Annotated in this window: 13 protein-coding genes, 13 tRNA genes and 4 rRNA genes; 27 read left to right on the top strand and 3 right to left on the bottom strand. The window is 46.5% G+C overall.

What is annotated here, in order from left to right; genetic code table 11:
* Positions 1-65 precede the first annotated feature (65 nt).
* Positions 66-821, bottom strand: a complete 756-nt coding sequence (gerD, locus tag F0220_RS26525; protein ID WP_091020549.1) for a spore germination lipoprotein GerD — start codon at positions 819-821, stop codon at positions 66-68.
* Between the two features lie 125 nt (positions 822-946).
* Between gerD and F0220_RS26520 the strand changes: the two genes are divergently transcribed.
* Positions 947-1,579, top strand: coding sequence for a KinB-signaling pathway activation protein (locus F0220_RS26520; RefSeq protein WP_091020551.1), 633 nt, complete (start codon positions 947-949; stop codon positions 1,577-1,579).
* Positions 1,580-1,679: 100 nt separating this feature from the next.
* Here the strand turns inward: F0220_RS26520 and pdaB are convergent, their stop codons facing one another.
* Entirely contained in the window at positions 1,680-2,456 is a 777-nt protein-coding gene (gene pdaB / locus F0220_RS26515; protein WP_105602462.1) for a polysaccharide deacetylase family sporulation protein PdaB, read from the bottom strand.
* A gap of 122 nt (positions 2,457-2,578) precedes the next feature.
* Here pdaB and F0220_RS26510 point away from each other — a divergent pair, with 122 nt between their 5' ends.
* From F0220_RS26510 to F0220_RS26420, 19 genes are all read left to right on the top strand, one after another.
* On the top strand, positions 2,579-3,196 hold the full coding sequence (locus tag F0220_RS26510; RefSeq protein ID WP_105602461.1) for a stage II sporulation protein M: 618 nt from the start codon (positions 2,579-2,581) through the stop codon (positions 3,194-3,196).
* A gap of 153 nt (positions 3,197-3,349) precedes the next feature.
* Positions 3,350-3,580 carry a hypothetical protein gene (locus tag F0220_RS26505; RefSeq protein ID WP_017692114.1) on the top strand — a complete coding sequence of 77 codons (231 nt, stop codon included), beginning with the start codon at positions 3,350-3,352 and terminating at the stop codon, positions 3,578-3,580.
* Positions 3,581-4,058: 478 nt separating this feature from the next.
* Positions 4,059-5,611 (top strand): 16S ribosomal RNA (locus F0220_RS26500).
* Between the two features lie 158 nt (positions 5,612-5,769).
* A 5S ribosomal RNA gene (gene rrf, locus F0220_RS26495) occupies positions 5,770-5,886 on the top strand.
* Positions 5,887-5,922: 36 nt separating this feature from the next.
* Positions 5,923-5,999, top strand: a tRNA-Ile gene (locus F0220_RS26490).
* Between the two features lie 22 nt (positions 6,000-6,021).
* Positions 6,022-6,097 (top strand) — tRNA-Ala (locus F0220_RS26485).
* Positions 6,098-6,300: 203 nt separating this feature from the next.
* Positions 6,301-9,228 (top strand): 23S ribosomal RNA (locus F0220_RS26480).
* Between the two features lie 143 nt (positions 9,229-9,371).
* Positions 9,372-9,488, top strand: a 5S ribosomal RNA gene (rrf, locus tag F0220_RS26475).
* The 16S, 23S and 5S rRNA genes sit together here with 13 tRNA genes alongside, the layout of an rRNA operon.
* Positions 9,489-9,572: 84 nt before the next feature.
* Positions 9,573-9,648: transfer RNA gene (locus tag F0220_RS26470), tRNA-Asn, on the top strand.
* Positions 9,649-9,651: 3 nt separating this feature from the next.
* Positions 9,652-9,724, top strand: a tRNA-Thr gene (locus F0220_RS26465).
* Between the two features lie 10 nt (positions 9,725-9,734).
* Positions 9,735-9,806, top strand: a tRNA-Glu gene (locus F0220_RS26460).
* Between the two features lie 7 nt (positions 9,807-9,813).
* Positions 9,814-9,889 (top strand) — tRNA-Val (locus F0220_RS26455).
* Between the two features lie 10 nt (positions 9,890-9,899).
* A tRNA-Gln gene (locus F0220_RS26450) sits at positions 9,900-9,974 on the top strand.
* A gap of 9 nt (positions 9,975-9,983) precedes the next feature.
* A tRNA-Lys gene (locus tag F0220_RS26445) sits at positions 9,984-10,059 on the top strand.
* A 6-nt stretch (positions 10,060-10,065) separates the two neighbouring features.
* A tRNA-Leu gene (locus F0220_RS26440) sits at positions 10,066-10,146 on the top strand.
* 10 nt (positions 10,147-10,156) lie between these two features.
* Positions 10,157-10,231: transfer RNA gene (locus F0220_RS26435), tRNA-Gly, on the top strand.
* A 7-nt stretch (positions 10,232-10,238) separates the two neighbouring features.
* Positions 10,239-10,315: transfer RNA gene (locus tag F0220_RS26430), tRNA-Arg, on the top strand.
* A 15-nt stretch (positions 10,316-10,330) separates the two neighbouring features.
* A tRNA-Pro gene (locus F0220_RS26425) sits at positions 10,331-10,404 on the top strand.
* Between the two features lie 11 nt (positions 10,405-10,415).
* Positions 10,416-10,486 (top strand) — tRNA-Gly (locus F0220_RS26420).
* Between the two features lie 235 nt (positions 10,487-10,721).
* On the opposite strand, the gene F0220_RS26415 is transcribed toward F0220_RS26420, so the two are convergent.
* On the bottom strand, positions 10,722-11,075 hold the full coding sequence (locus F0220_RS26415; RefSeq protein WP_091019107.1) for a WGxxGxxG family protein: 354 nt from the start codon (positions 11,073-11,075) through the stop codon (positions 10,722-10,724).
* 578 nt (positions 11,076-11,653) lie between these two features.
* Here F0220_RS26415 and ppc point away from each other — a divergent pair.
* From ppc to glmS, 7 genes are all read left to right on the top strand, one after another.
* Positions 11,654-14,446 (top strand): phosphoenolpyruvate carboxylase, encoded by a 2,793-nt coding sequence (gene ppc, locus F0220_RS26410; protein ID WP_105601994.1) that lies wholly within the window; start codon positions 11,654-11,656, stop codon positions 14,444-14,446.
* A gap of 261 nt (positions 14,447-14,707) precedes the next feature.
* Positions 14,708-15,274 (top strand): RNA polymerase sigma factor SigW, encoded by a 567-nt coding sequence (gene sigW, locus F0220_RS26405; RefSeq protein ID WP_017692117.1) that lies wholly within the window; start codon positions 14,708-14,710, stop codon positions 15,272-15,274.
* Positions 15,275-15,410: 136 nt separating this feature from the next.
* Complete coding sequence (locus F0220_RS26400) at positions 15,411-16,025, top strand: zf-HC2 domain-containing protein (RefSeq protein WP_036614042.1); 615 nt, start codon at positions 15,411-15,413, stop codon at positions 16,023-16,025.
* 314 nt (positions 16,026-16,339) lie between these two features.
* Positions 16,340-17,176 (top strand): diadenylate cyclase CdaA, encoded by an 837-nt coding sequence (gene cdaA / locus F0220_RS26395; RefSeq protein WP_017692119.1) that lies wholly within the window; start codon positions 16,340-16,342, stop codon positions 17,174-17,176.
* Entirely contained in the window at positions 17,169-18,665 is a 1,497-nt protein-coding gene (locus F0220_RS26390; protein ID WP_181155603.1) for a CdaR family protein, read from the top strand. The genes cdaA and F0220_RS26390 overlap by 8 nt, the downstream gene beginning before the upstream one ends.
* Before the next feature lie 72 nt (positions 18,666-18,737).
* Positions 18,738-20,078, top strand: a complete 1,341-nt coding sequence (gene glmM / locus F0220_RS26385; protein ID WP_017692121.1) for a phosphoglucosamine mutase — start codon at positions 18,738-18,740, stop codon at positions 20,076-20,078.
* Positions 20,079-20,827: 749 nt separating this feature from the next.
* Positions 20,828-22,660 carry a glutamine--fructose-6-phosphate transaminase (isomerizing) gene (glmS, locus tag F0220_RS26380; protein ID WP_105601990.1) on the top strand — a complete coding sequence of 611 codons (1,833 nt, stop codon included), beginning with the start codon at positions 20,828-20,830 and terminating at the stop codon, positions 22,658-22,660.
* Positions 22,661-23,789: the final 1,129 nt, after the last annotated feature.

The following is a 23,789-nucleotide window of genomic DNA, read 5'->3' as shown; positions in this document are numbered from 1 at the left end:
TAAAAGCCTGCGTCCATTTGGATGCAGGCTTTTCAGTATCTTTGGTGCGTATTAACACCTACTGTTTATGATCCGCCGCCCGAATCTCCACTGCTTCCACCATCTCCGCCATCACCACCACCACCACCTTCGCCCTGACCGTCTTGCTGTCCACCTTGCTCTTGCCCTTTTTGTCCGCCACTTTCTACTTTGGGTTGCAATTCGTCCTGCACTACCTTCTTGAGCAAAGTGAGTACTTCCATGCGGAACAACGGATTTTGCATCACTTCCTGCATGACAGTCATCGTCTGTTTGCGATAATCCGGAGTCTTCGTCAAATCCATGAACATCTTGGATACCTCAGGTGACTTCATGATGTCTTCAACAGACTTTTGATATGTGGGATCTTTAATCAATTGCATATGAAGTTGTTTACTTTGTGCGTTGATCGCTTTGGCAAATTCACCCGCAAACTGCGGATCAGTCATGATCTTTTCGAATTCCTTCTTATATTCGGGAGCTGTGATGGTATCTTTTACTGCAATACGTATTTGTTCCGAAGATTGCACAGGCATTAACATTTTCATACCAATGGATCCCGAAGCACCACCCGAACCGCCACCTTCTTCAGAACCGCTGCTTCCGCTGGATGAGCTTTGACCTGTAAGAGCTTCCTCCACCGCTTTCTTGCCTTCGTCACTTTTCAAAATATCTACAACCATTGTTTTCATCTCTTTATAACTGCCCTGAGGAGGCGAAGAACTCTGATCTGAACCGCAGCCGGCAAGCATGACGGATAGCCCCAGTACGACACAGCATAGCTGCCACAAAGGCCGTTTCATGTGTACAATCCCTCCTTGATTAGATACTGGATGTAGTATGTGATGGGAAAGGGGGAAATATGTTGAGCAATGATGGTTTTTTGCTGAGAAGGTTGGTAAAATAAACACTCGGGGGTGGAAAACTTTTGAATTTACGTAGATGGTTTTTCCTGTTTTGGACAGCCTTGCTTATTGGGGCCGCGGGAGCATTGGGTACAGGATTGATTATGATGCTGGTGAACGGGGAGAAAACAAATGGATTAAATGATTTTCTTCTGTATCTTTTGATCCTATTTGGATCAGGGGTTATGATCAGCGTGTATTCACAAATGGGTTTCTTTGCATATCTGATATTGAATTATATGGGTAAAGGTGTATTTCCAAAGCGCGGTTGGCAGATCGTGCAGATTGTACTGACGGTGTTAGCCCTGCTTGACGTGATGTTTTTACGTTTGTTTGTTGGGGGAGACCGGGAGCGTATATCGGATATTGTGTTGGGAATCATTATTTTGGCAGCTGCAATTGTTACCGCTTACGTTAAAGTAAAGCTGACTCATATCTCCGCGCTTGTACCTACACTCTTTTTCATGATTGCCGTCACCATAGTGGAGACGATCGGCGTATTACGTATTGATGTGAATGCGGCAACCATATTTATTGTGGTTCCCTTGCTCCTATGTAATGCATACCAAATGCTGATATTGCACAGGCTGGTGGATGTATCTACGAACCGGAATGTAAGTGGAAAGGCAGAACAGTTGAAAGAAAGCCGAGCATAGAATTCATTTTGTATAAAAAACATACCAAAAAGAGCTAACCTGGTTAGCTCTTTTCAACTTTTACACTCGTATTTGAGCTGTAGCCCAAGCAATCTACCAATTATTGACCGCTGGCTTGATCACGAACTTCCTTACCTTCCACACTGGAATGGTTAAGCAACTCAGACACGGTTACGAATTCATAGCCCTGGTTTTTCAATTTGTCGATAATGACAGGGAGTGCTTCATGCGTTTGTTTGGAAGAATCGCTTGCATGCAGCAGTACGATGTCCCCTGGATGGGCCTTGCTTACCACGCGATCAACAATGGTCTGTACACCAGGGTTTTTCCAATCCAAGGAGTCGGTATCCCACTGCACAACCTGATAATTCAGACTATTGGCTACCTGAAGCACTCGCTTGTCAAAGTCCCCGTTGGGCAGACGTAGTAATTTCGGTTCTTTTCCCGTTAAATCGGTTAAAATGCTATGAGCTGTCGAAATTTCTTTGCGAATTTCTTCCTCACTCAGGCTGCTGTAGTTCTCATGTCTATGACCATGGCTACCAATTTCATATCCTGCCTCTTTGATGGCAGTAACAATTTCGGGGTGTGTCTTGCTCCAGGGGGAGGAAAGGAAAAAGGTTGCCTTCTGCACTTTATTCTCCTGAAGAACTTTCAGAATCGGCTCTGTCCGTTTATCCCCCCAGCTAATGTCAAAGGTAAGTGCGATTACCTTCTTCTCGGTTGGAACGCTGTAGACGGCTGATGGTGCTTCCTCCGAGAATACGGAGACATTGCCTCTCTCCAGATAGATAATACCGATCGCAAAGATTGCAGCAACGAGGACAATCAGGTACCGTTTAATCTTTTTGCCGCTAAATACATAGAACGAGTTCATTTCAATAAGCGCCCCTCTCCCATAAGAAATGCTTGTTTACTCTCCAATGTATGCTCGTACTGCCCAGTTATTCGTAACGGAACCTTGTTTGTCCATCATTTTAGATTCTACAGGAGGTTATTATGTTAAAATTCAGTACATTTCTTAGAGATCTTGGTGCCATTCGCAGTGCATTAATCTGGTCCATAGTTTTGTTTGCCGCAGGAATAGGGGCGGGATGGGTGAGTACAGGGCCACTGGAAGAACTGTTATTGAACCAAATCGGAGGATTACGTGAAGTCAGTGAACGGCTGGAACAGGGGGGGAATGTGCAGTGGAACTTCTTCCTGTTTATCTTTTTCAATAATGCTATCAAAAGTGTACTTGTCATCTATGCCGGTATATTCTTCGGAATTCTGCCTGTCATCTTCCTGCTGATCAATGGGATGGTCCTTGGATTTGTTGTGCACACCACGATGAATTATGGAGCAAGCTTCTATGACATTGTGGTTAAAGGTTTACTTCCGCATGGCATTATTGAGATTCCGGTCATTATTATTGCTTGCGCCTTCGGACTGAAGTTTGGTGGTCTGGTTATCAAAAGCCTTGGGCAACTTGGAAGTGATAAGAGAAATACGATGGGTACCCGGTGGAGAGCATTCATGAATAGGACGTTAACGGCATCCTTCTGGGTTGTCATCTTGCTTCTTGTTGCAGCCATCATCGAAAGCACACTTACGTATACTCTGGTGAGAGGATAAAATTTTGTGCTGGTTGGCATTCATAAATTTTCAGAAAGTTGACCATAACAATAAAACGGGTTCCAGCAGCACTCACAAAAGCGAATGAACGGGGTGTTGCATGAAACTTGTGTAAGTGTGATAAAGAGGCTATGCACAAAAAGGAGAACTCTAATGCTGGGTATGTTGTTTAACGAGAAGGAATGCAAGGAACTAGACTATGTGCTGCGTAAAGAATTAGATGAAATGCTGTTCGATCTGAGTGATAATCGTCTTGACCAAGAGATCAAATATGCTATCGCGAGCCGATATAAGACTGTGTTCCGCATGTATGCACGCTTTGCCCCGCCCAAAGAGTTGTCCAAGTATGCAAGAGGTGGGAAGCTGAAAAAGTCGAAGCCATAATGCTGAAGCTGGTCATATATTCGTTTTACAGTAGTGGAAGTGAGGTGCGGCTCTTAATAGCGGGTGCTGTACCTCTGAACCATGCGAATGTGAAATTGTTAAGGGGATCATACTTTTTGTCGAAAAAGGGTTGACCTTTCTAATTTCATATGGTAAATTAATTTTCGTTCCTTTTTTAGGAGCGGTTCACCGAAACGAGCATGAAAATAATGCGATTGAAAATAATCGAAAAAATAATGCTTGCAAAGAGAACTTCAACATGATATATTATAAAAGTCGCCGCTGAAACGACGACAACATGAAAAACAGCACTAAATTGAATGTTTGATCTTTGAAAACTGAACAACGAGTGAGTAAACATTCTGCTTGCAGAATGAACGCGAAAGTTGAGACAAGCCTTGGCTTGAATCGACTGGAGCACAAATGAGATTTTTAATCTCGTCAGATTCAAAATGAGCTTATCGCTCTTTTCAATACTTTATTGGAGAGTTTGATCCTGGCTCAGGACGAACGCTGGCGGCATGCCTAATACATGCAAGTCGAGCGGACTTGAAGAGAAGCTTGCTTCTCTGATGGTTAGCGGCGGACGGGTGAGTAACACGTAGGCAACCTGCCCTCAAGTTTGGGACAACTACCGGAAACGGTAGCTAATACCGAATAATTGTTTTCTTCGCCTGAAGAGAACTGGAAAGACGGAGCAATCTGTCACTTGGGGATGGGCCTGCGGCGCATTAGCTAGTTGGTGAGGTAACGGCTCACCAAGGCGACGATGCGTAGCCGACCTGAGAGGGTGATCGGCCACACTGGGACTGAGACACGGCCCAGACTCCTACGGGAGGCAGCAGTAGGGAATCTTCCGCAATGGGCGAAAGCCTGACGGAGCAATGCCGCGTGAGTGATGAAGGTTTTCGGATCGTAAAGCTCTGTTGCCAGGGAAGAACGCTTGGGAGAGTAACTGCTCTCAAGGTGACGGTACCTGAGAAGAAAGCCCCGGCTAACTACGTGCCAGCAGCCGCGGTAATACGTAGGGGGCAAGCGTTGTCCGGAATTATTGGGCGTAAAGCGCGCGCAGGCGGTCATTTAAGTCTGGTGTTTAATCCCGGGGCTCAACCCCGGATCGCACTGGAAACTGGGTGACTTGAGTGCAGAAGAGGAGAGTGGAATTCCACGTGTAGCGGTGAAATGCGTAGATATGTGGAGGAACACCAGTGGCGAAGGCGACTCTCTGGGCTGTAACTGACGCTGAGGCGCGAAAGCGTGGGGAGCAAACAGGATTAGATACCCTGGTAGTCCACGCCGTAAACGATGAGTGCTAGGTGTTAGGGGTTTCGATACCCTTGGTGCCGAAGTTAACACATTAAGCACTCCGCCTGGGGAGTACGGTCGCAAGACTGAAACTCAAAGGAATTGACGGGGACCCGCACAAGCAGTGGAGTATGTGGTTTAATTCGAAGCAACGCGAAGAACCTTACCAGGTCTTGACATCCCTCTGACCGGTACAGAGATGTACCTTTCCTTCGGGACAGAGGAGACAGGTGGTGCATGGTTGTCGTCAGCTCGTGTCGTGAGATGTTGGGTTAAGTCCCGCAACGAGCGCAACCCTTATATTTAGTTGCCAGCACTTCGGGTGGGCACTCTAGATAGACTGCCGGTGACAAACCGGAGGAAGGTGGGGATGACGTCAAATCATCATGCCCCTTATGACCTGGGCTACACACGTACTACAATGGCCGGTACAACGGGCTGCGAAATCGCGAGATGGAGCCAATCCCAACAAAGCCGGTCTCAGTTCGGATTGCAGGCTGCAACTCGCCTGCATGAAGTCGGAATTGCTAGTAATCGCGGATCAGCATGCCGCGGTGAATACGTTCCCGGGTCTTGTACACACCGCCCGTCACACCACGAGAGTTTATAACACCCGAAGTCGGTGGGGTAACCGCAAGGAGCCAGCCGCCGAAGGTGGGATAGATGATTGGGGTGAAGTCGTAACAAGGTAGCCGTATCGGAAGGTGCGGCTGGATCACCTCCTTTCTATGGAGAATCGTTTCCTGCAACGGAAACATTCAAATAAGCAGGTTCTTAGAACCTGCGACAGCGATTCATTTTGGTCCATCACTTCGGTGTGGATGAAATGAAGAGCACAAGCAACTCACTCGTTGCTCAGTTTTGAGAGCTCAAACTCTCAAACGTTTGGTGGCGATAGCGAAGGGGTTCCACACGTTCCCATCCCGAACACGACCGTTAAGCCCTTCAGCGTCAATGGTACTTGGACCGCAGGGTCCTGGGAGAGTAGAACGCCGCCAAGCGTAACCCATTTTGGGTTCAAATAGTATATATAATGTGGGCCCTTAGCTCAGTTGGTTAGAGCGCACCTCTGATAAGGGTGAGGCCGGTGGTTCGAGTCCACCAGGGCCCACCATCTATACCTTTAAACTTTATATGGGGCCATAGCTCAGCTGGGAGAGCGCCTGCCTTGCAAGCAGGAGGTCAGCGGTTCGATCCCGCTTGGCTCCACCAAAAATGATTACAAGTTTGTTCTTTGAAAACTAGATATCGAAACGAAACAAACGCGAATTAGAACATTCCTTTAAGCTGATCTTGTGTAAACAAGTGAAGTGTTTATAAGGTAGATTGCTGGAGCGAGTGATCGAAATGGAGTGACTTTTGGCTTTGGACGTAGTCCAAAACAAGGGAAGCGACAGCTCGAACACAAGCGCAATGGTTAAGCTACTAAGAGCACACGGAGGATGCCTAGGCGCTAGGAGCCGATGAAGGACGTGGCGAACAACGAAACTGCCTCGGGGAGCTGTAAGCAAGCTTTGATCCGGGGGTGTCCGAATGGGGAAACCCAGCTGGGGTAATTTCCAGTTACTCACAACTGAATACATAGGTTGTGTAGAGGCATACCAGGGGAACTGAAACATCTAAGTACCCTGAGGAAGAGAAAACAATAGTGATTCCGTCAGTAGCGGCGAGCGAACGCGGAGAAGCCCAAACCAGAGAGCTTGCTCTTTGGGGTTGTGGGACGTCTCACATGGAGTTACAAAGGAACCGGTTAAGCGAAGAGGTCTGGAAAGGCCCGCCAAAGAAGGTAAAAGCCCTGTAGTTGAAAGTCTGTTCCCTCCGAGACGGATCCCGAGTAGTGCGGGGCACGTGAAACCCCGTATGAATCCGGCAGGACCATCTGCCAAGGCTAAATACTTCCTAGCGACCGATAGTGAAGCAGTACCGTGAGGGAAAGGTGAAAAGCACCCCGGAAGGGGAGTGAAATAGAACCTGAAACCGTGTGCTTACAAAAAGTCAGAGCCCGTTTTAGGGGTGATGGCGTGCCTTTTGTAGAATGAACCGGCGAGTTACGTTCCCGTGCAAGGTTAAGGTGAAGAGCCGGAGCCGCAGCGAAAGCGAGTCTGAATAGGGCGACATAGTACGTGGACGTAGACCCGAAACCGGGTGATCTACCCCTGTCCAGGGTGAAGGTGCGGTAACACGCACTGGAGGCCCGAACCCACGCATGTTGAAAAATGCGGGGATGAGGTGGGGGTAGCGGAGAAATTCCAATCGAACTCGGAGATAGCTGGTTCTCCCCGAAATAGCTTTAGGGCTAGCCTCGGAAAACAGAGTCGTGGAGGTAGAGCACTGATTGGGTGCGGGGCCCGCAAGGGTTACCAAGCTCAGTCAAACTCCGAATGCCATAGACTTACTTCCGGGAGTCAGACAGTGAGTGCTAAGATCCATTGTCAAAAGGGAAACAGCCCAGACCATCAGCTAAGGTCCCCAAGTGTGTGTTAAGTGGGAAAGGATGTGGAGTTGCACAGACAACCAGGATGTTGGCTTAGAAGCAGCCACCATTGAAAGAGTGCGTAATAGCTCACTGGTCGAGTGACTCTGCGCCGAAAATGTAACGGGGCTAAACACACCACCGAAGCTATGGCTTGATGCTTTGCATCAGGGGTAGGGGAGCGTTGTATAAGGGTTGAAGGTGTACCGTAAGGAGCGCTGGACATTATACAAGTGAGAATGCCGGTATGAGTAACGAAAAGATCAGTGAGAATCTGATCCGCCGAAAGCCTAAGGGTTCCTGAGGAAGGCTCGTCCGCTCAGGGTAAGTCGGGACCTAAGGCGAGGCCGAAAGGCGTAGTCGAAGGACAACAGGTCGAAATTCCTGTACCACCGTAAGCCGTTATGAGCAATGGGGGGACGCAGTAGGGTAGTGACGCGGACTGATGGATGTCCGTCTAAGCAGTAAGGCTGATGTGTAGGCAAATCCGCACATTGTAAGGCTGAGCTGTGATGGGGAGCGAAAATTATAGTAGCGAAGGTCATGATCTCACACTGCCAAGAAAAGCCTCTAGCCAGGTGATGGTGCCCGTACCGCAAACCGACACAGGTAGGCGAGAAGAGTATTCTAAGGCGCGCGGAAGAACTCTCGTTAAGGAACTCGGCAAAATGACCCCGTAACTTCGGGAGAAGGGGTGCCCCGGTAGTGTGAATAGCACGAGGGGGCCGCAGTGAAAAGGCCCAAGCGACTGTTTAGCAAAAACACAGGTCTGTGCGAAGCCGTAAGGCGAAGTATACGGGCTGACGCCTGCCCGGTGCTGGAAGGTTAAGGGGAGTGGTTAGGGAGTAATCCCGAAGCTGTGAACCGAAGCCCCAGTAAACGGCGGCCGTAACTATAACGGTCCTAAGGTAGCGAAATTCCTTGTCAGGTAAATTCTGACCCGCACGAATGGCGTAACGACTTGGGCGCTGTCTCAACGAGAGATCCGGTGAAATTTTAATACCTGTGAAGATGCAGGTTACCCGCGACAAGACGGAAAGACCCCATGGAGCTTTACTGCAGCTTGATATTGAATTTGGGTACGATCTGTACAGGATAGGTGGGAGCCTTTGAAGCATGAGCGCCAGCTTGTGTGGAGGCAACGTTGGGATACCACCCTGATCGTATCTAGGTTCTAACCTGGTACCGTAATCCGGTGCGGGGACAGTGTCAGGTGGGCAGTTTGACTGGGGCGGTCGCCTCCTAAAGAGTAACGGAGGCGCCCAAAGGTTCCCTCAGAATGGTTGGAAATCATTCGAAGAGTGCAAAGGCATAAGGGAGCTTGACTGCGAGACCTACAAGTCGAGCAGGGACGAAAGTCGGGCTTAGTGATCCGGTGGTACCGCATGGAAGGGCCATCGCTCAACGGATAAAAGCTACCCTGGGGATAACAGGCTTATCTCCCCCAAGAGTCCACATCGACGGGGAGGTTTGGCACCTCGATGTCGGCTCATCGCATCCTGGGGCTGAAGTAGGTCCCAAGGGTTGGGCTGTTCGCCCATTAAAGCGGTACGCGAGCTGGGTTCAGAACGTCGTGAGACAGTTCGGTCCCTATCTGTCGTGGGCGTAGGAAATTTGAGAGGAGCTGTCCTTAGTACGAGAGGACCGGGATGGACGTACCGCTGGTGTACCAGTTGTTCCGCCAGGAGCACCGCTGGGTAGCTATGTACGGACGGGATAAACGCTGAAAGCATCTAAGCGTGAAGCCCCCCTCAAGATGAGATTTCCCAGTATGTAAGACCCCTTGAAGACGACGAGGTAGATAGGCTGGGGGTGGAAGTGCAGCAATGCATGGAGCTGACCAGTACTAATCGGTCGAGGGCTTATCCAATAGCAAGTTGTAATTCGCATGTTTCGTTTCGAATCTAGTTTTCAGAGAATGATCTCTGAAATGAAAATTGGTACATCACAGAACGTGTGTATGATTTTCAGTTCCATATCTGATTTCAAGAAGCTATGCTTCGACAAATCGCGTTTGGTGGCGATGGCGGAGGGGTTCCACACGTACCCATCCCGAACACGACCGTTAAGCCCTCTAGCGCCGATGGTACTTGGACCGCAGGGTCCTGGGAGAGTAGGACGCCGCCAAGCGAACTCTTTCATCATACATAGAAAACAGGCTCTGCATGTGGACGTTGTACGATGAATTGCATTTGCCCTGCAAATGCATATTATTCCCTGATAGCTCAGTTGGTAGAGCACTCGACTGTTAATCGAGTTGTCACAGGTTCGAGCCCTGTTCGGGGAGCCATTCGCTCTCATAGCTCAGTAGGTAGAGTGCATCCATGGTAAGGATGAGGTCACCGGTTCGATCCCGGTTGAGAGCTTTGGAAATGGGGCCCGTTGGTCAAGGGGTTAAGACACCTCCCTTTCACGGAGGTAACAGGGGTTCGAATCCCCTACGGGTCATATAGTTGGAGGCTTAGCTCAGCTGGGAGAGCATCTGCCTTACAAGCAGAGGGTCGGGGGTTCGATCCCCTCAGCCTCCACCATATTTTTTATTGGGGATTAGCCAAGCGGTAAGGCAACGGACTTTGACTCCGTCATGCATAGGTTCAAATCCTATATCCCCAGCCATTTTAGTATGAGTCATTAGCTCAGTTGGTAGAGCACCTGACTTTTAATCAGGGTGTCGAAGGTTCGAGCCCTTCATGACTCACCATCATATGCGCGTGTGGCGGAATTGGCAGACGCACTAGACTTAGGATCTAGCGTCTTTGACGTGGGGGTTCAAGTCCCTCCACGCGCATCCTTTATTTGCGGAAGTGGCTCAGCGGTAGAGCATCGCCTTGCCAAGGCGAGGGTCGCGGGTTCGATTCCCGTCTTCCGCTCCAATATTTTGCGCCCTTAGCTCAGCTGGATAGAGCGTTTGACTACGAATCAAAAGGCCGGGAGTTCGAATCTCTCAGGGCGCGCCATTATTTTTTTAGTATCGGGATGTAGCTCAGCTTGGTAGAGCACCTGGTTTGGGACCAGGGGGTCGCATGTTCAAATCGTGTCATCCCGATTTTTGTTTATGCGGGTGTAGTTCAATGGTAGAACTTTAGCCTTCCAAGCTAATAGCGTGGGTTCGATTCCCATCACCCGCTTACAGGATATAATGAAAGAGCCTTTGCAGATGCAGAGGCTCTTTCATTTTTATTAACGTAAGAATTAGCAGTTATTTTATATAATATTTTATGTAAGAAACAGTACAGGTTTGTTTAAAAAAAGAGCCAAGACCTCCCTATTTCAATAGTGAAGGGGTCTTGGCTCTTCTGTTTATCTCTGTGGATGAGCTGCTTCTAAGACATAGCAGCTATTGTATAGTGACGTGATTACAATTTAACGTTCGTTGTGATCCGTCACTCTTTTACGCATGCCCGCTAATCCAAGCAGCCCTAGCAAACCAAGCCAGCCCCAATCCATGCCGTTGTCACGGTTGGTTGTTGTGGCGTTAGCACGAACACTGTTGGTACGATAGTCACCATTGTTGCGGTAGTTTCCATCCATGTTCATATTCATGTTGGAATTAGTGTTTGTGCGATCCATGTAGTTGGTGTCCTGATAAGACCGGACACGTGATCCATTAGTGTTGGTATCCATTCCTTTGGACATTTGACCATCAGCAGCAGCAGGGCCAGCCATCGCGGCCACCAGAAGCACGGAAGCAATAATTGTTGTACCTTTTTTCATCATTTGGATTCCTCCTTTTTAGTAAGAGCTACAGATTAATCTGCCCAAAAAGCTAAGAACATTATGTAGAAATGGTCTGTTAAGATATCCCTACGTTTACAGTAGGTTAGGTACATACATAAGAACCTCCCCTAATAAGCAGACTTGTCGTGGGAAGAAATTTATAATTACATCTTTAATTTATTGCGTCACTGTGGTAAAGTATACAAAAGCTTGCTTTGCCGGTCATGTTTCTTTGTATATCATCTGTTCTCAAATAATGAAATTATGCAGTTTAACCTTAATATCAGGTACATGGGATCATATCTAAAAGAACTGTATATTTATGAGTTTTTAAGAATAGGTATGAGACTTTTGATTTATCTAAAGTACGTGAAAAAGGTATCATGCGACAGTATATGACCATTAATTGAAGCAGAACAAGAAAATGAATAAAAAAGCGTGTTTTTGTGCTGTAAATCGGGGATAATCCCCATTTTTTCTAATAGAAAAATAAAGATTTTCGTACCATTTTATTGTATGATGTTATGAAGGTGTCAAATTTACGTGTACGAATGGAACGATCAGATGGGAGGATAAGCATGACTGAAACTATGGTAACCGCCAGCAAAAGCCAATCCAACAACCTGCTTCGGCGAGACGTGCGGTTCCTGGGCAATATACTCGGAGAAGTTCTTGTCCATCAAGGCGGCACGGAGCTTCTAGATATCGTTGAGAAGATTCGGGAAACGAGCAAATCGTTGCGTGCAGAATTTCTGCCAGAACTCTATGCAGAGTTCAAAACGATGATCCAGGAATTAGACTCGGACAATCGTCACCAGGTTATTCGGGCTTTCGCTATTTATTTTCAATTAGTTAATATTGCTGAACAAAACCATCGGATCCGGCGTAAACGGGATTATGAACGTTCTGCAGGGGACGCTGTGCAGCCAGGATCGATTGAGAAAGCAGTACAGGATCTTAAGGAACGTGGACTGTCTCATACAGAGGTGGAAGAGATTCTCGACGATTTGTCGTTGGAACTTGTTATGACAGCTCACCCAACTGAAGCCATGCGCCGGGTTATTCTGGACATCCATAAACGGATATCCGAAGATGTCATGCTACTTGATAATCCTACGCTGACGTTGCGTGAACGTGAACAGTTGCGTGAGAAACTGCTGAATGAGGTTATTACACTTTGGCAGACAGATGAACTCCGCGACCGCAAACCGACTGTACTCGATGAAGTGCGGAACGGGATGTATTACTTTCATGAAACGTTGTTCCACGTACTTCCGGATGTATATCAGGAGCTGGAACGCTGCCTGAACAAATTTTATCCTGACCATGACTGGCATGTGCCGACGTATTTGCGGTTCGGTTCCTGGATCGGTGGAGACCGGGATGGAAATCCTTCGGTAACTTCAGATGTAACATGGCAGACGTTGTTGATGCAACGCAAGCTCGCTTTGCGTGAATACCAACGGATTATGATTGAACTTATGGGCCATCTCAGCTTCAGCACGAACATCATCCACGTATCGGATGAGCTGGTGCAGTCTATTGAGCAGGACCGTAGTTGTGTAACGTTGAAAAAGGTGGATATGTGGCGAAATGAAAAAGAGCCATATCGCATCAAATTGGCCTATATGATTGCCAAGTTGAACAATGTACTGGATGAGAACAAATTAGGTCAGGCTGACCGTTATCATAGTGCTCAGGATTTGATTGATGATCTGATGATTATTGATCGAAGTCTGCGCCATCATTTTGCCGATTACGTAGCGGATACAACTATTCGCAAAATGATTCGTCAAGTCGAGTTGTTTGGTTTCCATACCGCAGCATTGGATGTGCGTCAGCACAGTCAGGAACATGAAAATGCGATGTCGGAGATTTTGGCGAAAATGAACATTGTAGAAGATTATGCGCGTCTAACTGAAGACGGTAAAATCGATCTGCTTGCTCGTTTGCTGGATGATCCGCGTCCTCTTACTTCTCCTTATCACCAATACACGGAGGGAACCAAAGAGTGTCTGGATGTCTTCCGTACCATTAAGCGTGCCCAGAACGAATTTGGGACCGGCTGTATCACAAGTTACCTGATCAGTATGACGCAGGGCGCAAGTGACTTGCTGGAAGTCATGGTATTTGCCAAGGAAGTGGGCTTATTCACCAAAGGTCACAACGGTGACGTTGTATCTACACTTCAAGCGGTACCACTGTTTGAAACGATTGATGATCTTCATGCGGCTTCGGACATTATGCAGAAGCTGTTCAACCTTCCTGTATACCGCGCAAGCGTAAAAGGACGGAATGAACTGCATGAAATCATGCTAGGTTATTCCGACAGTAACAAGGATGGCGGCGTGGTTACTGCCAACTGGGAACTGCGCGTAGCGATGAATGCTATTACGGCTGTAGGGAATGAACACGGCGTTAAGCTGAAGTTCTTCCATGGACGTGGTGGGGCTCTTGGACGTGGCGGCATGCCGCTTAACCGCAGTATTCTTGCTCAACCACCGCATACCATTGGTGGGGGCATCAAGATTACGGAGCAGGGAGAGGTTATTTCTTCCCGTTACTCCCTTAAAGGGATCGCATACCGTAGTCTGGAGCAGGCAACTTCTGCTTTGATTACAGCAGCACTGAATGGTCTTGAGCCGCAAGAGTCAGCATCCGAACGCCATTGGGACAGCATCATCAAAGAGATTTCGGAAGTATCCCTGACGAAATATCAGGATCTGATTTTCCGTGATCCAGACTTCTTTACCTTCTTCAAGGAATCCACACCGCTTCCAGAGGTGGGTGAACTGAATATTGGTTCACGTCCGTCCAAGCGGAAAGGTAGCGACAAGTTCGAAGATCTGAGAGCAATTCCTTGGGTATTTGCATGGACGCAAAGCCGTTATCTGCTTCCGGCATGGTATGCGGCAGGAACAGGATTGCAAAGTTACTATCAGGATAAAGAGGAAAATCTGGTTGTCCTGAAAGAAATGTATGCAAGCTTCCCATTCTTCCGTACATTAATTGATACGGTACAGATGGCGGTAGCCAAGGCAGATCTGGTGATTGCTAAAGAATATTCAGCCATGACTTCGAACAAAGAAGCCCGTGATCGCATCTACGGTCAGATCGAAGCCGAATTCAAGCTCACAAAAGAGCTGATTCTTAAAATTACCGGTGAAGCTGAAATTCTGGATGATGTACCGGTTATTCAAGAATCCATTCGTCTTCGTAACCCTTATGTAGATCCGTTGTCCTACATGCAGGTTCAACTTCTGAGCGAGCTCAGAGATATGCGTGAACGTGGTGAGGATGATACGGAACTGCTCAGAGAAGTGTTGCTGACAATCAACGGCATTGCTGCAGGACTGCGTAACACAGGTTGATGATTGAACTGCTGCATTTTGAATAATTATATGTAACAAAGTACCCATTACTTTGTTGAATAAAAGCTCCATTCTCTGCTCTACGGAGTGAGAGATGAAACGGGACTCCTGCGGGAGTTCCCGTTTTTACTGTTTTTGGCGGATATTTGTCATACAGTCTTGATTTTTGACCAAAGTTGATTTACGATTTGATTGGTGAATTACAAGTGTGGACGGGTATCAGAAGACGGAAGACCCATCAGCATGTCTGGGGGAATAAGGGTGGACAATTTGGAGAACAGGCTTGTGAAACTGGTGCTCAAGGGCGACCAGAGAGCCTTCGCAGAAATCGTTGAACTATATAAGGACAAGCTATTTCATTTGGCATACAGGATGCTGAACAATCGTCATGAAGCTGAAGACGTTGTGCAGGAGACGTTTTTGCGTGTGTTTCGTAATATGGAGAAGTACGATCCGAACCAGAAGTTCTCAACCTGGATCTACCGGATCGCAACGAATCTGTGTATTGACCGACTGCGCAGAAAGAAACCTTCATACTCTTTGGATGCTGAACTGAATGACCAGGAAGGATCTGATGGTTATGCGATGCTCCCGAGTGATGATCGTACACCGGAGAGTGAAGCACTCCTGTCAGAAACGCAGACACTCATTCGTGAGGCCATTGACAGTTTGCCAGCCAAGTATAAGTCCGTTATGATTCTGAGATATTTACAGGACTTGTCGCTACAGGAAATCAGTGACGTGACAGGTATGCCCGTAACAACGATCAAGACACGCGTTCATCGGGGCCGTGATTTTCTACGTAAAAAATTGGAGTATAAGTTATAAATATTAAACGCCTTTAAATATGGGCGAAATTATTTGAAACATATCCGAAACGGATGCGTATGTAATGTATGCAAGTCTTATGCGTGCTTTTTAATGGCACATGGACTAAGTGATTTAAGAAAGGATTGGCTCTCATATGGATTGCAACTCGGCCGTCTCTTTAATGCATGAATGTTTGGATGAGTCGTTGTCCCCGGCCCAGAAGGTTGAACTGAAAAGTCACCTTGTGATCTGTCCGGATTGTCGCATGCGCTTTAAAGAGTTGGAACAGACGGAAATGTTACTCTTTGCCATGAAACACTATTCACCGTCTGCCTCTGATGAGCTGACCAATCGAATTATGAATGCTCTGCCCCAGCCCAAGAGACAGCAAGCATGGCTCAAATGGGTCAAAGGACATCCCGCGCTGACGGCGGCAGCCTTCTTTTTGGTCGTGATGCTCTTTAGCGCCTTGAATTTCTGGAATCAGAATAACGAAATGGTTGTTAAGGGAAATAATCTGGACCAGATCGTGATTCAGGGTAACACGGTTATTGTTCCTGAAGGTAAGTCAATTGCTGGCGATCTTACGATAGAAAATGGAACCGCACAAGTATATGGTGATGTGAACGGCAATCTGACGGTTATCGACGGACAACTGTTTCAGGCTTCAACGGCGCATATTTCAGGTCAGGTGAAAAGTATTGATCAGGCGCTGGACTGGTTCTGGTACAAAATAACCAATATGGTAAATGAAGTAGCTTATCGCTAGAACAGGGTAAAATCTTCAATGGTATATACCAAGCAGGGTACCTCCAGATTGCATGGGGTACTCTTTTTTTATACGCAAACTTTGTAATTCATGGTAAATGTGATGTTTATGTGCAGTTTGAGACTGCCGTAACTTGCAACCTGAACGTTAACGTTATAACCTAGATACTAAAGAGAACATACTACTACATATAGATAAGCATTTTGCACAAATCAAATGATGCAAAAATGCGGAGACAAAGGATTATATAAAATCCTAATGGGTTAATATGAGATCAGGGTTTACTCATCAATGGGGATAGCGGGGGCTGGCTTATGAATTATTTTGCTGACTTAACGTGGACAGAGTCCATTAAGGACGTTATCGATATATTGATCGTTACCTATATTATGTACAAACTGATTTTGCTTGTGCGGGGGACACGTGCGGTTCAGCTCCTAAAAGGGATTCTGTTCCTTGTATTGATCTGGGCATTAAGTACGTGGTTAAACCTGTATACGCTCAAATGGTTAATGAACCAGATGTTTACGTTTGGTGTTGTTGCGGTATTCATTATCTTTCAGCCTGAACTGCGTCGTGGTCTGGAGCAATTGGGACGAGGTAAGCTGTTTGGACGTTCAGCGGCAGCGAGTGATGAAGAATTAACGGTGTTAATTGGTGAGATTATCAAGTCAGTTAATTATTTGTCACGGCGTAAAATTGGCGCTTTGGTCGTATTTGAACGTGAAACGGGTCTGAACGATTACACGGAATCGGGCATTAAGATGCACTCTCTGGTCAGCTCGGAGCTGATGATTAACATCTTTATTCCAAATACACCGCTCCATGATGGAGCCGTTATTATACAGGGAAAACAGATTTCGGCGGCAGCTTGTTATTTGCCATTATCAGAGAATCCTTTTATCAGTAAGGAATTGGGAACACGTCACCGTGCAGCAATCGGGATTACCGAAGTTGCAGATGCGATCTGTCTGGTTGTCTCCGAGGAGACAGGACAAGTGTCACTGGCAATGAATGGACAGGTCGTTCGTGATATTAAGGAAGAATCGCTGATTGCCAAACTGTATGAGGAGTTGCGCCCTACATCCAATCTGAAAAAGAATGGCTGGACAACCTTCTGGAAACGGAAGGGAGGACGTAACAATGGATAAGTGGTTTAACAATAATAACTTTGCCAAAATACTTGCGCTTGCGGTGAGCCTGCTGCTCTGGTTCATGATTCATCTGGATGAAGTACCAACCACCCCTACGATTACAACAGGGACGACCAACAAGGTTGTGGAACGTACGGTGCCTGTTCAACCTTATGGATTAGACAGTAACAGCTATGTGCTTACTTCATTAAGTACGGATGAGGTCCGACTGGAGATCAAAGGACAGCGCTCGATGCTAACATCGATTTTTACAAATGACGATTACAAGGTACTGGTTGATCTGAGTCAGGTGAAAGATGGGTCCAATACACTGCCACTTGTACCTGATTTGCCTTCCGGAGTAGAAGTAGTCAGCATGGAACCTTCCATGGTTACGGTGAATGTAGAAAAATTGGGCACCAAATCCTTCAATGTGAATATTGTACCCGAAGGGCAACCATCCGCCGGATACAGTGCTGGAACGCCCGTAACGGAACCTTCGACGCCGGTTAAGGTAACTCTGCCCGAAGGGCAACTCGAGGCTGTAGCGAAGGTCCAGGGCAGTGTGAGCGTGAAAGATGCCAAGGAAGATGTCATACAGAAAAAAGTGAAACTTCAAGCATACGATGCTGAGGGCAAGGTCCTTGAAAATGCGATTATAACGCCTCAAACAGTTGAAGTCCGAGTTCCGGTCAATCAGCCCTATACATCTGTACCCTTAAGAATCAAATATTCGGGACAGCTTCCGGAAGGCCTGGTACTCTCCACGGTAGAGCCAAGCGTGAAAGAAGTCTCGGTTTATGGATCAGAGGATGCGCTTGCGGGTATACAGTCCTACGACCAAGTAACCCTTGATCTTACACAGTTTGATCAGTCGGGTACATCGACAGTTAACGTGGACTTGACGCCGCCTTCCGGTTTTGAGAAAATCGAGCCTAGTTCGATTCAGATCAAGGTAACCATATCACCATTTGACGAGGCAGAGGAGACAACCAAAGTCTTTCCAAACGTCCCCATCACACTTACCGGTGCGGGGAATGGACTGGAAGGGACGCTGGTTACGCCTCGAAGCGGGGGTCTGAACCTCACACTTACAGGCTCAGCAAGTATGCTTGAGGGTCTGAGTAGTGATGATCTCACGTTAACCGGGGATCTTGCTGGACTTGCGGCCGGAACGCATGAGATCAAGCTTGAAGCCGACCTGCCCCGTTATGCCAAACTGGATGAATCATCCACTGCATTGAGTGCGACGGTCAAAATTAGCGAAAAGGCTGAAGAGACTACGACCACTCCTGGCGAAGAACCGACAGACGAGGGAACGGTAGCACCTGACCCAACACCAGCCGAGGTTGAAAATGGGGAAACAGAGCCTGTTCCTGATGAAGAAGAAACGGAATCGAATACGGATACTCAGGATCAGGGCCAACAGGGGAGCACAAGCAGTCGAGGTAATTTAAATAATAATAATAACAGCGGTACTGGCAGTAAAAGTGGCGCTAATCCGTAAACGTTCTAATTTTAAAATTCTCAAAAAATAATAATAGTGCTCGTATATGATGCGAATAGAAGGAGTTAAATCATGGGGAAATATTTTGGTACAGACGGTGTAAGAGGGGTTGCCAATAAAGAGTTAACGGCAGAGCTGGCTTACAGCATTGGACGTTGTGGTGGTTACGTGCTTGCAGGTGGTGTGGAAAGACCAAAAGTGGTTATCGGCATGGATACTCGTATCTCGGGATTGATGTTGGAATCCGCACTGGTTGCAGGTCTGTTGTCCATTGGCGCTGATGTGATCCGTCTGGGCGTGGTATCCACTCCGGGAGTGGCGTATATTGCACGTTTGTTGAAAGCTGACGCCGGCGTGATGATCTCGGCTTCCCACAATCCGGTTGAGGATAACGGAATCAAGTTCTTTGGTGGAGATGGCTTCAAGCTGTCTGATGAAACAGAGAACCGGATTGAAGAACTGATGGATGCGGAGACAGATCAATTGCCACGGCCAGTTGGTGGCGGGCTGGGTACTGTAACGACAGATGAAGAATCCCGTTATCGTTACCTTGATTTCCTGAAAACGACTGTAAATGAATCGTTCTCTGGACTTAAAATTGTTTTGGACTGTGCAAACGGAGCAGCTTATGAACTGGCACCGAAATTGTTCAGTGAACTAGGTGCAGAAGTCATTGCCATTGGCGCTGAGCCTAACGGCCTGAATATTAATGAGCAATGCGGATCAACTCATCCAGAGAACCTGAAACAAGAAGTGCTCAAACATAAAGCGGATCTGGGCCTTGCTTTTGACGGGGATGCAGATCGACTGATTGCTATTGATGAGACAGGCGCTGAGGTGGATGGAGACTTCATTCTGTGTATCTGTGGAGATGCGATGAATCGTGCAGGCAAGTTGAAGGACAGTACCGTGGTATCAACGGTTATGAGTAACATCGGATTCTACAAAGCAACGGAGAAACTTGCACTGAAAACAGCTAAAACGGCAGTAGGTGATCGTTATGTGATGGAGGAAATGCGTCGCGGCGGTTACAACTTGGGTGGAGAACAATCTGGCCATGTTATTTTCCTGGACTACAATACAACTGGAGACGGTATGCTGACTGCGATTCAACTCGTGGATACGCTCAAGGCTTCCGGTAAAAAACTGAGTGAACTAAAAGCGCTCATGACCCAGTACCCACAAGTATTGGTGAATGTGCGTGTTGAAGATAAGAGCAAATACGAGGGTAATGCTGCAATCGAGCAAGCTATCGCTACAGTAGAACAACAACTCGGCGATAATGGACGTGTACTCGTTCGTGCTTCAGGTACTGAATCTCTGATCCGTGTTATGGCGGAAGGACCAGACAAAGACGAACTTGAACAATTTGTGTCTCAAATCGCAGATGTAGTGCAAAAAGAGCTTGTATAGGACTTGAAGATGTAAGAGATACCTTCTGCATACGGTTTTCTTAAGGGAATTGTTGTGTAGAACGAGGCTTAATATAACATGATTTAGGACTTATGCATGGATATTCCTGCTTCCCGGCCTGATGAGACCATAGGTCCGTTTATCAGGTCGGGATTGTAGGTAAATATGCTAAAATTGTCACAGGTACTTTGCTCCATTGCAAAATGGACCTGACGTGCATATAATGAGTGGAGTCGTCATTCAGACACAGAAAGTGAGGAACGTAAGGTTAAAGTTATACAAGCGCCAGAGCTTGGAGTTGCGCGGGATGATGTTGATCAGGATTTCTTCTAGGTTGAAGAACGGCTGATTAAGATCAACGGCAATCAAGCTGACGAGGTGGAGGTGTTCGGATTGTTCGGCGGGGACCTCCCGGTGAAGCACCAGAGCCGTAAACCGGATTGCGGAAAATGGATAGGTGACTGTCCACACAACGCGCCGGTGCAGGTGCAAGAGTTAAACTAAAATTCAAATGAATGTGCGTGAAGAGCGTAAACAGTACGCGGACGGGAAAATGATGTACATTCATGATTGCATTCATAACAGCTTATGATGACAGCGGGGCGACAAGAGGTCGCTCTGATCATTGATAATTGAATAAGTACCAAGTATTCATGAAACGCTAGGCAATCACTCATTTTTCCGATATGCCGCCTCTGCCTGTTTCTCTTCGTGACACAGTATTCATATACAAACGGAGGAAATAAATTATGTGCGGTATTGTTGGATATATTGGTAATAAGAACACTCAATCGGTATTGGTCGAAGGATTGAAGAAACTTGAGTATCGTGGTTATGATTCTGCAGGTATCGCGGTATTCACACCGGAAGGTCTGCAAATCACAAAAGCTCTCGGTCGTCTTGCGAACCTTGAAGCCAAGCTGGATGGTGCACCACTGGTAGGTAATGCCGGAATCGGACATACACGTTGGGCAACTCATGGTAAACCATCGGATGAGAACTCTCATCCACACACGGATGGAAGCCAGAAGTTCTCTGTTGTGCATAATGGTATTATTGAGAACTATCTGGATCTGAAGGACGAATTGATGGCTCAAGGTCACACGTTCACTTCCGAGACAGATACTGAGGTTATCTCTCACCTGATCGCACGTGAATATAATGGTGATATCGTCAAAACAGTACAAAAAGTGATCACGTTGTTGCGTGGCGCATTTGCACTGGGTGTATTGACAGAGCATGAGCCTGAGAAACTCGTAGCTGTGCGTCAAGCAAGCCCATTGATTATTGGTATTGGTGAAGGTGAGAACTTCATTGGTTCCGACATCCCTGCAATTCTGGAACATACACGTAACGTGTACATTCTGAATGATGGTGAAATGGCTGTGTTGACACATGATGCTGTCGAATTGATGACAATTGAAGGCAACTTTATTTCTCGGGAAATGATTCGTGTCGATTGGGATGCTGTAACCGCAGAAAAAGGCGGATTTGAGCACTTCATGCTGAAAGAAATTCATGAGCAACCAAAAGCATATCGTGATACAATGCTGGGTCGCATCGATAATGAAGGCAAAAAAGTCCAACTTCCTGAGTTGAAAATGACTGAAGAACAAATTATAAATATCCGTAACGTTCAAATCATTGCATGTGGTACAGCGTACCATGCAGGTCTGGTTGGACGTACAGTGATTGAGCAATTGGTACGTATTCCGGTTGAAACAGATGTGGCTTCCGAGTACCGTTACCGTTCCCCAATCGTGCACAAAGATACACTTGTAATCGTAGTGAGCCAATCCGGTGAAACTGCCGATACACTTGCTGCTTTGCGTGAAGCACAATCCAATGGTGCACATGTACTGGCAATCACAAACGTAGTGGGCAGCTCCATTGCACGTGATGCAGATGATGTTATCGCAACATTGGCAGGTCCTGAAATTGCAGTAGCTTCTACCAAAGCGTATACTTCGCAGTTGATTGCTTTCAACTTGCTTGGTCTGTACCTTGCACAAGTTCGTGGTACTCAATCTGCAGAAGAGATTGCACACACGCTGGCAGCGATGCAAGCATTGCCTGAACAAGTGGAATCCATGTTGGAGCAAGCGGAAGCAATCAAAGGATATGCAGAGCAAATCTCCAAACATGAACATCTCTTTTTCATCGGTCGTGGTCTTGACTATGCAGTAGCTCAAGAAGGATCGTTGAAACTGAAAGAAATCTCTTATATTCACTCTGAGGCGTATGCTGCGGGTGAGTTGAAACATGGTACGCTTGCATTGATCGAAGATGGTATCCCTGTTATTGCCCTGGCAACGCAGGAGAACGTACTTGAGAAAACAGTGAGCAACATTAAGGAAGTAAAAGCACGTGGCGCAGATGTATTGGCAATTACGTACGAAGAGCACGTAGCACCATTGCTGAAATCCGTAGACCAAGCGTTTGCGATTCCTAAGACACTACCACTGCTTAGCCCTGCTTTGTCTGTAGTTGCGCTGCAATTGCTGGCATACTATGCTTCCCTTGCACTGGGTCATGATGTGGATAAACCACGTAACCTGGCGAAAAGTGTAACGGTTGAGTAAGGTAAGGAATTCTGTATTAATTACTTTATTGTCTAGTGATAAATAAGTGTAGAACCATTAACAAAAGTATGGAACTACACGAACTATTGCCAAATGACATGGATAACGGATTGATCAATAGATTCAGTAAACTAATACAGTATGAACAAAATAATGGTCCTGATGACTTAGTCATCAGGACTTTTTTGATGTTTCAGGAGGGTGGTTCTGAATATTAGAACCACCTTATTTGTGTTTGTGCATTGTAAATTGCGGTCATTCATTGAACGAAAATCCACCACTAAAAGATCATCTGAACAATAAAGAAAGATAACTGAACATGACTAAACATGACTGGTACATCTTTCAACAACTCACAAAATGGTATGCCAAGAAGCAACAATTCGCTCGATGAAGGTGCTTATTACGCGAAGCGAAATCATTGTCCGTTCGCGTTTGTAATCTGTATGTAAATGAGTGAAGGATATCGGAAAGCGTATAAGGGAAAACCTCACAAACGGTTTGATGAGGAGGAGCAGAATATAATTACCTAACAGAGGCGCAGAGCAGAAGGCGTGATACAAAACTATGTCGGCTGCCATCCGTGCGGACGCTGCGGCCAGTTTCCAGCCAGGCTTTCAGAGATTGGTCAGGTAATCATGTTAAGTTATTACAAAGTACAAGGAATCGGAACACCGGCAAAGAATATTTAAAGGTAGTATATACCAAATTTACCTTTAAAATGGATGGATGTCAACACTCGTCGAATTCCTCGATTGATATCAAATCATTCACAATGTTTCTTTTCCATTCACTTTTTTAAACGAAAAATGTTAACACATTATGTTTTATGAACCAAATTTAACAATATAATGACTATATTTAACAAAAAAATCACTATACATTCTTGTAAATTTTGATATAATTCAACCTAGGTCTTATTCCCTATTATTCTAATAAATGGAATTGTAGGGTTTTTTATACCCATCCAAGCTGTGTGCGAGAGACCAGTATACTGGCTAACCAACAAGCCGGCATGCGGGGACCAACAATTGTGGAAAATGACAGCCTAGAATATGTTGCTCCATGACGTCAGAAGGTTCAGAAAGGAAGGTTCAGAAAGATGGAGCCAACCTTATCCCAATTCCGA

The sequence above is a fragment of the Paenibacillus sp. 37 genome (assembly GCF_008386395.1).
Taxonomy (GTDB): Bacteria; Bacillota; Bacilli; order Paenibacillales; family Paenibacillaceae; genus Paenibacillus; species Paenibacillus amylolyticus_B.
Note: the sequence above shows the minus strand (reverse complement) of the source record. Positions and strands in the feature narration are given on the sequence as shown.